This window comes from Nocardia ninae NBRC 108245, assembly GCF_007990755.1.
GTDB classification, from domain to species: domain Bacteria; phylum Actinomycetota; class Actinomycetes; order Mycobacteriales; family Mycobacteriaceae; genus Nocardia; species Nocardia ninae.
Genome location: NZ_BJXA01000142.1, coordinates 1 through 12,305 on the forward strand (window position 1 = coordinate 1; position 12,305 = coordinate 12,305).

Genomic DNA, 12,305 nt, shown 5'->3' on the forward strand with positions numbered 1-12,305 from the left:
CCGTTGCGCCGGGTTGTGTGGCGGTCGCGCCGGGTTGTGTGGCGGGCGCACCAGGATGTGCCGCCTTGTCGCCGGGTTGTGCGGCGGTCGCGCCGGGTTGTACTGCGGGAGCGCCGGGTTGGGCGGTCGCGCCAGGTTGTGTCGCCGGCGCGCCGGATCGGTCGGCATCGGGTGTGGCCGGTGCGGCACCGCCGGACGCGGAGCTGGCCTGTTGCGCGGCTGCGGGTTTCGCGCTCGATTGCGCCGTCGATGCTGATTGCGGGGGCGTGCCGGTTGCGGGCGGCCGGTTCGTGCCGGTCGCGGAGCCGACCGCGGTCTGGCTGCCCCGTTTGATCACTTCGGTTTCGGCCGCGGGCGACGCCTTCGGAGCGGCACCACTCTGGGCGATGTCGGTGACCACGTCGCCGGAAGCAGGCTTGTCTTCTTGCACCGCCGCGGTTTTCGAGCCCTGCTCGGCAGGTACTTCGGCCGGAGGTGTCGCGGAGTCGGGCTTGTCGTTGCGCGCGATTGCTTCGGTCTTCGCCTCGGCATTGGTGGCGCTACCCGCGGCCGATGCTGCTTTACCCGGCGCGGGGCTGTTCGACGGGGCCGTGCCGGCCGACTTCGCGGGCTGGGCAGGGGTGTTGATTTTCGGGATGGCCCCGGGCTCGGTCGCGCCCGACTTCTGCCCTGCCGTCCGGTCGGGGGTGGCCTTGCCTGCCGTCGAGTCGGCAGATACGGGCTTCGCGCCGTTCCCCGGCTCGGCAGCGGTTGCCGCTGCGGCATCGCCGGACTTTGCACCAGCGTTCGAGCCGCCTGACGTGCTGGAACCCGTATTTCGGGTGGCATCCGCAGCCGTCGACGCGCTGCTGGATTTACCGGAGTTCTCGGCATCGGGCGAGCCCGGCTCGGCCGAATCTGCGGCGGGGGAGTCAGTAGAAGCCGAAGTATCCGTGGCGTCCTTACTCTCCGCACCCGCGGTGGGAATGGGGCGCGTGGCTGCTGCGGGCGAGGGTTCCGCCGGGCGGCCGGCGATCGGGTGGCGGACCGTGGTGTCTGCCGGGCGTGCGTCGGCTGCGGCCGGGGTTGCCGGGTCGGCGCTTGCCGGGTTCTTGTCGTCGTTCGGGTCGGACACGCACTACCCCTCGGTCAGGCGGAACAGTTGAACTCGACGGCCAGCTTAACGGGCAAGGCCCGAGGTAGTCCGTCTCGAGACCGCGCATGGCCGCGGCGAATGCCGAGGTACGCCGAAGGGGTGCGGTTCGAGCGAGTTCGGGTTGCCGACGGAGCGCATGCGCAGGGAATCGGGGCATCGGTGCACAATGAAGCCCATGACCTCGTTCGGTGATCTGCTCGGCCCCCAGCCGGTACTCCTGCCCGAAATCTCCGACGCGGAAGAAGCGTTGCTCGACAAGGCCGATCCGTTCCGGGTCGCCGCGGATCATCCGGCGGCCTCGATCGCCTGGGCCTACCTGGCCGAGGCCGCGCTGACCAGCGGCGAAGCCCAGGATGAGCCGATCAATCACGACATACTCGCGGCGTACGCGTTCGCCCGTACCGGCTACCACCGCGGTCTCGATCTGCTGCGGCGCAACGGCTGGAAGGGCTTCGGCCCGGTGCCGTGGAGCCATGAGCCGAACCGCGGGTTCCTGCGCAGCGTCGGTGCGCTGGCCCGCGCGGCGAAGGTGATCGGGGAGACGGAAGAGTATGCACGCTGCCTGGATCTGTTGGAAGACTGCGATCCGCGTGCTGCGTCCGAGCTCGGTCTCGACTGAGTCGTAATGATTGCAGGATCGCGAAGCGATTCGATGAGGGGTGGCGGTCGGGTGGCGGGTGGGCTCGACCTCAGTATCAATCCCAGCTCTCGCGTCGGCGTCGCCAAGGCGAGCAGCATGGATCGGCTGCGCGCGTCGTGGGCGCGCCTGCGCCTGTCCGCGTTGCCGATTCTGCAGTGCGCCCTCGGCGCGGCACTGGCCTGGTTCATCGCGCGTGACCTCGTCGGGCACGCGCAGCCGTTCTTCGCGCCCACCGCGGCCGTGGTGTCGATCGGCATCTCCTTCGGCGCCCGGCTGCGGCGTTCGGTGGAACTGGTGGTCGGCGTCGCGGTCGGCATCGGCATCGGTGACCTGTTCATCACCAACGCGGGTACCGGCGTGTGGCAGATCGCGCTGGTGGTCGCCGTCGCCATGGCCGCGGCGGTGTTCCTCGACGGCGGCTCCATCATCACCATGCAGGCGGCCGGTTCGGCCGTGTTGGTCGCGACGCTGCTGCCGCCCTCGGCGGGCGGCGGTTTCTCCCGGATGATCGACGCGCTGGTCGGCGGTTTGGTGGGAGTCGTTGTGGTGGCGTCGATTCCACTGCACCCGGTACGGCGTGCCCGCGAGCAGGCGGCGGAAATCCTTGCGGTGATGAGCAAGTCGCTCACCGAGGGCGCCGACGGCCTGCTCGAACAGGATCCGGACAAGGTGCGTTCCGCGCTCGCGGCGGTCCGGGCGACGCAACCGCAACTGGATACCTTGCGGGCCACGCTCGAAGGCGGCAAGGAGATCAGCCGAATCTCCCCGCTGTACTGGAACTCTCGCGCCCGCCTCGAACGCATCAAGGCCACCGCCGACCCGCTCGACAACGCGGTGCGCAACACCAGGGTGCTGCTGCGCCGTTCGCTCACCCTGGTCCAGGACGACGAGATACTCGACCCCCGCCTGATCGACGAGGTCGAACGGCTCGGCCAGGCAATCGATGTGGTGCGCCGGATGATGCTGGCCGATCCCGGCGAGCAGCCCGACCAGGCCGAGGCGGCCAGGGTGCTGCGCACCGTCGCCAAGGAGGCGCGGCCGGAACTCGTTGAGGGCGCCGGGCTTTCGGCCCACGTGGTGTTCGCCCAGGTGCGCTCGATCGTGGTGGACCTGATGCAGGTGTGCGGCATGAAGCGCATCTCCGCGATCGCACTGCTGCCGCCGACGGTGCCCAAACCGTTCGTGACCCCTGAGGAATGACCCGACTACTCAGCGGATCTGGGTGCTCACCCGGCGCTGTGCGTGGCGTCCTCGCTGATCTTTGGGTAGTCCGCTACTCGTGTTCCGGCGGCCCGGACCCCATAACTTGAACAAGTGACCGCGATCGAACGAGGGGTGTCGCGGTCGACCACTTCGCACACGAGCGAACTGCCCCACCGGCCATATGGTGTGGTGGCCGTGCGGGTTGGGGCAGCACGCCCGTTGCGAGGAGCAGAGTCGCCTGGTCCGACGTCCGGCCGGGCGGCTCTGTGTTCGTCAGTTGCCGCTTTCTTCCTTGCTGAGCGGGAACATTCTGGCCTGGCCCGGCCGCAGCGAGAAGCGTCGCCGGTCGAAGTCCCACAGCCGGTAGATCGGCCACTGCACGGTGTGCGCCAGCCAGGCGCCGACGATGACGACGCGATGGAACGGCAGGACCTGGTAGCCCTGGTTGGTGATGGTGCGCAGGCCGCTCAGCTGGAACTGCCACCAGCGGCGCGGACTGGTGCGCCTGCGCCGGGCCGACGTCTCGACCTGCATGTGCTTCAGCTGATCGATCGGCAGGCCGCGCTTGCTCAGGCACAGCGCCAGGTCGAGGTCGTCGATCACGTCCGGCCGCACGACGGTGTCCTCGCGCACGTCCAGCCAGGCGGTGCGGCGGATCGCCATGTTCGGGCCGTGCATGTTGCCGACCCGGCCGCCCAGCTTGCCGCGCCGATCCTGCAGGTAATAGCCGAATTTCAGCAAGAAGCCGACCGGCGAGTCGTAGTAGGTGGTGATGCCGGTGAGCGCGGCGACGTCGGGGTGGTCGGTCAGGTGCTGCCGGATGACCGTGCCCCAATCGGGCGCGACGAGGCAGTCGGCGTCGGTCCGGCCGATGAAATCCCCACGCGCCTTGTCGAATCCGGTGTTGCGGGCCCGCGCCACCCCGCGCTGGGGTTCCTCGACGAGTTCGACTTTGGGGTGTTCGAGCGCGTAGGCGCTGACGAGTTCGCGGGTGCCGTCGTCGCTGCCGTTGTCGACCACGACGACCTCGTCGATCGCGTCCTGGGTGACGAGGCGGTCGAGGGTTTGCGTGATGCACGCCGCCTCGTTGAGGACCGGGATGACGATCGATAAGGTCGTCGCCGAATCGGGGCTGCTCATTGGTGGTACTGCTCCAGTTCTGGGTCGGGTGAAGTTCCTACAGAACGGTCTGTTATCTGCCCGGGACAGCCGCTCTCGTCAAGGTGGTAATTGGTGAAAACACAGGGGGACTCGATCGGCAACGGTGCCGCGAGTTCGCCGAACGGTCGGTGCGACCAGGACCGGGAAGCCTGCTGATTACCGGCTGGGCCGACCGGCGATGATCACTGGTTCACCCTAGTTGCGTTGGCGCACAGACAGAATCCCCAAGCCTTGGGGGCACCAAATCCTCAGGTGGCGCTTGCCGTTTCGCCGACCGCCGAGACCCGGGCCGGCGCCGGACGCAGCGTGAAGCGGCGCCGGTCGAAGTCCCAGAATCGGTAGATCGGCCACTGCACGGTGTGCGTCAGCCAGGCGCCGACGATGACGGCCCGGTGAAACGGCCGCACCTGGTAACCCTGTTCGGTGATGGTGCGCAGCCCCGTCAATTGGAAGCGCCACCAGTCGCGCGGCCCGGTCCTGCGGCGGCGGGACGAGGTTTCGACCCGCATGTCCGTCAGCTGGTCGATGCGCAGTCCGCGTTTGGTCAGGCACAACGCCAGATCCAAATCCTCGGCGACGTCCGGCCTCGTCGTGGTCTCGGCCCGTACCGTGCGCCACGCGGACCGGCGGATGGCCATGTTCGGGCCGTGCATGTTGCCCACCGGCCCGCCCAGCTTGCCGCGCCGATCCTGCAGGTACAGGCCGAATTTCAAGAAGAAGCCGATGGGCGAGTCGTGATAGGTGGTGATGCCGGTGACCGCCGCGGTGTCCGGATGCTCGGTCAGGTTGTGCCGGATGACCTCGCCCCAGTTCGGCGCGACCAAGGTGTCCGCGTCGGTGCGGGCGAGGAAATCACCTCGGGCCCGGTCGAATCCGGCGTTGCGGGCGGCGGGGATGCCGCGGGTCGGTTCCTCGATGAGGGCGACCTCCGGGTGGTCGACCGCGTAGTCGCGCACGATCTGGCGGGTGTCGTCCTGACTGCCGTTGTCGACGACGATTATCTCGTCGATCGCGTCCTGGGCGACCAGTCGGTCCAGCGTGCGCTCGATGCACTTCGCTTCGTTCAGTGCGGGTATCACGACGGACAAAACCGTCGCTGTCGATGTGTTCGTCATAGTGGTCCTGCTCCCACATTTCGCTCATGGGCAGCCGAAAACCCCGACGCTGCGGCCGGTTTTCACTGCTGCGGGCGCGCGCGTCAGCGCGCGGTGGCGGCTCGGCCGGACCCGGTCATCGACGGTGACGCCGGTCCGAAGACGGCAGTCCGGCCACTATCGCGTGGTGTGCCAAGTGATTGCACGACGATCGTGGTTACTACCGATCTCGTACGTGTGAATACCCCATTCCCCCCATAGTGATCATCGAGTTCGGACCCTACTCGCTCGAATCGATCCCCGCAGCGCGTTCAGCCCCCAGTGGCTAGGTCCAGAAGCGCGTCAGATAACTACCGAAGCGCGACCAATTCGACGGCACCCCAGACACTTCGAACAACGCGTACACCGCGTCGAAGAAGACCTGATTGATGGCGGGCGTGAACAGCAACGCGAACAAGATCAGCATGCCGAACGGTTTGAACTGATCGAGTGAACGCCTGGTCTGGTAGCTGAGCGAGGGCTCGAGTATCCCGTAGCCGTCGAGTCCCGGCAGCGGGATCAGGTTCAGCAGGGTCGCGGTGATCTGCAAGAACGCCAGGAAGCTCAGGCCGAACCAGAACGCGGGATGGGCTGCGGCGCTGCCGAACAGCTGCACGATCACCAACAGCAGCACCGCGCAGAGTGCGTTCACCGCGGGGCCCGCGCCGCTGATGATCCGCTGCGTGCGCGGCGAGAAGTTGTGCGTGTGTACGTACACCGCGCCGCCCGGTAAACCTATGCCGCCCAATGCGATGAACACGATCGGCAGCACGATCGACAGCAATGGATGGCTGTACTTCAATGGATTCAGCGTGAGGTACCCACGCAACTCGACTTCGTGGTCACCCGCGCGCCAAGCCATGAACGCGTGCGCGAATTCGTGCAGGCACAGCGTGATGATCCAGCCGAACACCACGAGCACGAACACGCCGACCTTGGCCCGGGTGGAGTCCACCTCGGCATCCCAGGCCAGTGCGCCGCCGACGATGGTGATGACGACGACGAGCAGAAAGATCGGGCTCGGCCGCACTGCGCGCGAACGCCGGTCGGCGGCGAAAGGTGAGCTCATCGGACCAGCAACCAGGGCTCGTGATGCCGATAGAAACTCGACCGGGGCACCGTACGGTCGCTGCGGACACCGTCGCGCGTCACCACCGCGCCCGGCGTGCCGAGCTGGGCGGCGCGCCCCTCGATCCAGCGGCGCTTGCGCATGCCCCGCTGCGTGGTGGCCCGCACGCCGGGCTGGTGCAGCATCGGCGACACCAGCATCGCGGTGACCTTGCCGGAGAACAGTTGTACGTCGTCCACGTAGGCCTCGCCCTCCAGCTTCGCCGCGTCGACACCGGTGATCTTGGCCCGCCCGATCAGCACCTGCCCGGTGTCGTCCCGGATCAGCGGCACCTCGGTGGCCCGGCCATCGATGGCCCGCTTGGCGGCGGCATTACCGGTGCCGGTCTGATAGGCGCGGGAGCCGTAGGTCTTGTCGACCGGCACATAGCCGATCTCTACGTGCAGCCGTTCGGTGCGCATCAGGTGGGTCAGCACGGTGGCGAGCGCGGCGTCGTCACCGAGCACGATGAGGCGCGGCAGGCTGTCGGCCGCGAGCACGGGAAGCAGCTCGTCGATCTCGGTGGTGTCGGGGATGGCGGCCGTCGAACTGCTCGGCAGCGCCGCGAGGGCGATAGGTACCGGTGCGCCGTCGCAACGGAGAACGTGGGTACTCAAACTGCCGTACACCCTCCTCGGTTCGAGCCGACACGCCGTCGGACCCTTCGCCACTTCCGCCGACCCCAGCCCGGTTCCGACGGCTGCAACCATAGCCCTGCCGGGCTCCGGCCACATGGTTGTCGCGCCTGCGGCGTGAGCTCGACGCCGCCAATCACACTACGACGAGATCCGGTCCGACGCCGCTGACGACGCGTCTACTAGACTGTGCTCCCGGCCACCGCCTCGATACGGCAGGTAGCTGCAACACTGGTGTTTACCCGCCCCGCCGGCTCGACCGGCTGCCAGCTCCCGGGTGTTGCACGTCGAACCGTAGGAGACAAGACAATGCCGGCAATCGTCCTGATCGGCGCCCAGTGGGGCGACGAGGGTAAGGGCAAAGCGACCGATCTACTCGGTGGCCGGGTGCAATGGGTGGTCCGATACCAGGGTGGCAACAACGCCGGCCACACCGTGGTGCTGCCCAGCGGTGACAATTTCGCGCTGCACCTCATCCCGTCCGGCATTCTCACCCCGGGCGTGACGAACGTCATCGGCAACGGCGTCGTGGTCGATCCCGGTGTGCTGCTCGACGAACTGGCCGGACTGGAGGAGCGCGGTGTCGACACCTCGGGCCTGCTGCTCTCCGCGGACGCGCACCTGATCATGCCGTACCACGTGGCCATCGATAAGGTCACCGAACGCTTCCTCGGCAACAACAAGATCGGCACCACCGGTCGCGGCATCGGCCCCTGCTACCAGGACAAGGTCGCCAGGGTCGGGGTGCGAGTGGCCGATGTGCTCGACGAGAAGATCCTCACCCAGAAGGTCGAGGCCGCGCTGGAGTTCAAGAACCAGGTGCTGGTCAAGATCTACAACCGTCGCGCGCTGGACCCGCAGCAGGTGGTGGACGAGGTGCTGGCGCAGGCCGAGGGCTTCAAGCACCGCATCGCCGACACCCGGCTGAAGCTGAACGTGGCCCTGGAGAACGGCGAGACCGTGCTGCTCGAGGGTTCGCAGGGCACGCTGCTCGATGTGGACCACGGCACCTACCCGTACGTGACGTCGTCCAACCCGACCTCGGGTGGCGCGGCGGTCGGCGCGGGCGTCGGGCCCAACAAGATCACCGCGGTGCTCGGCATCCTCAAGTGCTACACCACCCGCGTCGGCTCCGGCCCCTTCCCGACCGAGCTGTTCGACGAGTTCGGCGCGTACCTGGCCAAGACCGGCGGCGAGGTCGGCGTCACCACCGGCCGGGCCCGGCGCTGCGGCTGGTTCGACGCGGTCATCGCCCGTTACGCCACCCGGGTCAACGGCATCACCGACTACTTCCTCACCAAGCTGGACGTGCTGTCCAGCCTGGAGACCGTGCCGATCTGCGTTGCCTACGACGTAGACGGTGAGCGCGTCGAGCAGATGCCGACCACGCAGACCGGGTTCCACCACGCGAAGCCGATCTACGAGGAGATGCCCGGCTGGTGGGAGGACATCTCCCAGGCCCGCACCTTCGAGGAGCTGCCCGCCAACGCCCAGGCGTACGTGCTGCGGCTGGAGGAACTGTCCGGCGCGCGCATCTCCTGCATCGGCGTCGGACCGGGTCGCGATCAGACCATCGTCCGGCACGACGTGCTCGGCTGAGACCGGAAAGTTATAGTCCGGCTGAATGATTGCCGCTGTTCATCGTTCGATCTCTACGATCATGGTCTGTCGCGAACTACAGTAAGAGTCATGGCTCGGAACTGGCCGATGATCGAGCGTGTGACCGAGTTCGAGGCGATCCGCGCGGCCCTCACCGGCACGGAACATGTCGGCGCGGTCCTCACGGGCGATGCCGGTGTCGGCAAGACAACACTGGCCAGACAGGCAACGGCCGCCGTCGGCGGCAATATCCGTTGGGTCGCGGGCACCGAATCGGCGCGCAGCATCCCGCTCGGAGTGTTCGCGCACATGGTCGGCGTTTATACGGCGCACGACCCGGTGACGTTCATGTCCGCGGCGCGTGAGGCGCTGCTCGCGGACGGGCACACCATCATCGGTGTCGACGACGCGCATCTGCTCGATCAGTTGTCGGCGACGCTGCTCTTGCAGTTGGCCATCGACAAGGCGGCGCACATCGTGGCCACCGTGCGCAGCGGGGTGCAGGTGCCCGACGCGGTGACCTCGCTGTGGAAAGACGGTCACCTGCTGCGCATCGACCTGAACCCGTTCACCCAGCGGCAAAGTGTCGACCTGGTCGAGTCGATGCTCGGCGGGCAGCTCGAAGGCTTCACGGCCAACCTGATGTGGGAGTCCTCCGGCGGAAACGCGCTGTTTCTAAGGCATTTGGTCGAAGGTGCGCTGGAGGCGGGCTCGCTCCGTCAGGTGAACGGGGTGTGGCAGCTGCGCGGGCGCGCCGCGGTCACCTCCGAACTGGCCGCGCTGCTGGAGGATCGGGTCGAGCAGCTGCCCGAGGACGTGCTGCACGTGCTGGAACTGCTCACCTTCTGCGAGCCGATCGACCTCGACGTGCTGTCCGAACTGGCCGGCGAGGAGGCGGTGGAGTCCGCCGAAACCCGTGGCGTGATCCGGGTTGTCGAGAATTCACACCAGCTGTCCGTGCGCTACAACCATCCGCTGTTCGGCGAGGTGATCCGCCGCAGGCTCGGCATCGCCTCGGCCCGCAGGCTGCGCGGACGGCTGTACTCCTCGCTCAAGGATCGGCCGATCAATTCGGCGGCTGACCGCATCCGGCTCGCCGAATTGGCTTTGGACAGTGACAAATCCGCCGATCTGGAGCTGTTCGAGGCGGCCGCCGCCGATGCCATCGGGCTGGCGAATCTGCCGCTGGGCGAACGCTTCGCCAGGGCGGCGGTGGAGCGGCGCGGTGGTGTCGAGGCCGCCGACCTGCTCGCGCGCGCTCTGCTGTGGCAGGGCCATCGCATCGAGGCCGAACGCATGCTGGCCACCTTCGATCCCGACGAGCTCACCGAGGTGCAGGTGGCGCGCTGGGGTACCACCCGGGTGGCGAATCTGTTGTGGGCCATGGGGGATGCCGATCGGGCCGACGAGGTGCTGACGCTGGTCCGTAGCAAGGTGTCGCATCCGAAGTTCGCGGCCAGCATCGACGGGCTCGCGTCCGCCTGCGCGGTCAACGAGAACCGGATCGACGCCGCGATCACCGAGGCGGAGAAGGTGATGTCGGTCAAAGGCGCACCGCCGTGGGCGATCTGGTGGGCGTCCTTCGGCGGCGGGCTCGCGCTGACCCTGATGGGCCGGGGCGAGGCGGCCCTGCAATACGCGGCCCGTGGCCACGAGGTGGAGAGCGACATCGACGGGCTGAACCGTTTCATGTCGACGCACGCCGAGGTGCTGGCGCTGATCCTGACCGGCAATCTCGAAGCCGCCAGGCTCTGTGCCGCAGCATATTTCGGCTATTCCGCGCCGGGGCAGTATTTGGCCTGGGGCATGTCGAAGATCTTGCAGGGCACCGTCGACGTGGCGCAGGGGCGCTTCCCGGATGGCATCGAGAATCTCGAGCAGGCGCTGGCCGCACTCGCCGCCGAAGGCGCGGCGGCGTGGATGTTTCCCGCGAGAATCCGTCTCGCCGAGGCGTATTCGGCGCTGGGTCGGCCCGCCGAAGCGGCCGAGGCGATCGGCGAAGCGACCGCGCGCGGCGGCAGGCACAGTGCCGTCTACGAACCGCAGCTCGAAATCGCCCGCGCCTGGCAGGCCGCCGCGGAAGGCACCGTCACCCCGGCCATCCGCCTTGCGATGAGCGCGGCCGACGCGGCCGCCCGCTCGAACCAGCACGCGATCGAGGCCATGGCGCTGCACGCCGCAGCCCGCTTCGGTGACCACTCCGCGGCGGGGCGGCTCGCCGACCTCGCGGCGAAGGTGGACGGCAGGCTGGTGCAGGTGCAGGCCAAGCATGCCGTTGCCCTCGCCGCCCACGACGGACCCGGATTGGACGCCGCCGCAGCCGAATTCGAGCGGATCGGCGTGCTGCTCTCCGCCGCCGACGCGGCCGCCCAGGCGGCCTCGGCGCACGAGCGCGCGGGTGATCGCCGCCGTCTGCTGGAATCCGCCGCCGCGGCCAACCGACTGGCCGCGGCCTGCGGTGGTGCCAGCACGCCTGCGCTGCGGCAGGCCGCTCAGCCGCTGCCGCTCACCGCCCGCGAACGCGAGATCGCCAATCTTGTTGCGGCGGGGCTGTCCAACCGGCAGATCGCCGACCGCCTCACCGTGTCGGTCCGCACCGTGGAGGGCCACCTCTACCGCGCCTGCATCAAGATGGATGTCACCGACCGCGAGTCCCTCGGCGCGCTGATGCGCGGCGAATCTTCCGCCAACTGAACCGGTCTCAGCGCACGTGGCGGGTGCGTGGCAGACCATGGAGAGCCTGTTCGGGCGTTGCCGCATACATGTGCCACCGGCGAAAGCCGGATGGCTGAGCGCAGTCCGGGCGGGACGGTTAGCGCGCAAATGTTTGATTTGGTGGGTAGTCGGACGGCACGTAGTGACTTGTCAGCTATTCGGCGTCGTAGCTGGCGCTGAGTTCAGCGTTCAAAGTATTTGCTGCAAATCGGACATTTCGCGAAGCGCTGCCTCGTCACCTGCGGTAATAGCTGCCGCGTTCCGACTTGACAGCATCCGATCAGCTACGGATAGGGTGCGAGCGCGCAGTACGCGGGGACGTGCTGGCTGACCCAACCTGATGGTGGTGCTTCGACGTGGCTCGTCGGTATCGAGAACTGAACACTCCGGCGACCCGGCGTAGCTTGCGTCCGATCGTCGGCGCCCTGCCGCTGGCCATCGCGGTCGCCTGCGCGGGTGCGGCGGTCGCCGATCCCGGCTCGTCCACGCAGCCGGGCGTGACTACTCCGAGCACGCCGAGTACTCCGGTCGTGCCCGAGCGTTCGCCCAGCCAGCCCGGCGTCACCACCCCGAATCAGCAGGGTGCCGTCGGCCCGAAGCCCGACCCTGCCGAGGGGCAGAGCCTCAAGAACGCCCGCCCGGTCCCCACGCCGGAACCGGCGCCGCCGATCCAGCCGCAGCAGTTGCACGCCCCGGAGCCGGTCGAGCCCGTCGCACCCATCGCACCACCGCCGCGCACCCTGCGCATCGGTGATCTCACCAGCCCGGTCCCGGACGAGGTCCCCAACGATCTCCTCGACGGCGTCAACGGCACCGCCGCCGGCGTCGAGGCCGCCATCGCCACCGGCGGCCGCTCCATCGGCATCAACCCGTCCCGCTCCGACAAGATCGCCGCCGCGACTGCGGCCGGTGCGGTCGGCGGCGCACTGGGCGGTGCCGCGCTCGCGGGCATCCCGGCCGCAGTGGTCGGCGGTGT

8 protein-coding genes and 2 pseudogenes are annotated in these 12,305 nt (G+C 68.2%); 5 read left to right on the top strand and 5 right to left on the bottom strand.

Features of this window, described 5'->3' with window-relative positions; genetic code table 11:
* A pseudogene (locus NN4_RS43445) lies at positions 1–1,114 on the bottom strand (hypothetical protein); the annotation flags it as partial.
* 196 nt (positions 1,115–1,310) lie between these two features.
* Between NN4_RS43445 and NN4_RS43450 the strand changes: the two are divergent.
* Positions 1,311–1,754 (top strand): DUF3151 domain-containing protein, encoded by a 444-nt coding sequence (locus NN4_RS43450; RefSeq protein ID WP_135233843.1) that lies wholly within the window; start codon positions 1,311–1,313, stop codon positions 1,752–1,754.
* Between the two features lie 117 nt (positions 1,755–1,871).
* On the top strand, positions 1,872–2,975 hold the full coding sequence (locus NN4_RS43455) for an FUSC family protein (protein ID WP_186818915.1): 1,104 nt from the start codon (positions 1,872–1,874) through the stop codon (positions 2,973–2,975).
* A 276-nt stretch (positions 2,976–3,251) separates the two neighbouring features.
* On the opposite strand, the gene NN4_RS43460 is transcribed toward NN4_RS43455, so the two are convergent.
* From NN4_RS43460 to NN4_RS43475, 4 genes are all read right to left on the bottom strand, one after another.
* The gene (locus NN4_RS43460) at positions 3,252–4,118 is read right to left on the bottom strand and encodes a glycosyltransferase family 2 protein (RefSeq protein ID WP_147144006.1); all 867 of its coding nucleotides are present in this window, start codon (positions 4,116–4,118) and stop codon (positions 3,252–3,254) included.
* 269 nt (positions 4,119–4,387) lie between these two features.
* On the bottom strand, positions 4,388–5,254 hold the full coding sequence (locus tag NN4_RS43465) for a glycosyltransferase family 2 protein (protein ID WP_147144009.1): 867 nt from the start codon (positions 5,252–5,254) through the stop codon (positions 4,388–4,390).
* A gap of 304 nt (positions 5,255–5,558) precedes the next feature.
* Positions 5,559–6,341: a site-2 protease family protein gene (locus tag NN4_RS43470; protein ID WP_147144012.1), complete on the bottom strand. Its 783-nt coding sequence runs from the start codon at positions 6,339–6,341 to the stop codon at positions 5,559–5,561.
* Positions 6,338–6,997: a hypothetical protein gene (locus tag NN4_RS43475; RefSeq protein ID WP_246181433.1), complete on the bottom strand. Its 660-nt coding sequence runs from the start codon at positions 6,995–6,997 to the stop codon at positions 6,338–6,340. The genes NN4_RS43470 and NN4_RS43475 overlap by 4 nt, the downstream gene beginning before the upstream one ends.
* Positions 6,998–7,324: 327 nt before the next feature.
* Here NN4_RS43475 and NN4_RS43480 point away from each other — a divergent pair, with 327 nt between their 5' ends.
* The 3 genes and pseudogenes from NN4_RS43480 to NN4_RS43490 all read left to right on the top strand — a co-directional run.
* The gene (locus NN4_RS43480; RefSeq protein ID WP_135233838.1) at positions 7,325–8,614 is read left to right on the top strand and encodes an adenylosuccinate synthase; all 1,290 of its coding nucleotides are present in this window, start codon (positions 7,325–7,327) and stop codon (positions 8,612–8,614) included.
* 90 nt (positions 8,615–8,704) lie between these two features.
* Positions 8,705–11,308, top strand: coding sequence for a helix-turn-helix transcriptional regulator (locus tag NN4_RS43485; protein WP_147144018.1), 2,604 nt, complete (start codon positions 8,705–8,707; stop codon positions 11,306–11,308).
* Positions 11,309–11,685: 377 nt separating this feature from the next.
* A pseudogene (locus tag NN4_RS43490) lies at positions 11,686–12,305 on the top strand (hypothetical protein); the annotation flags it as partial.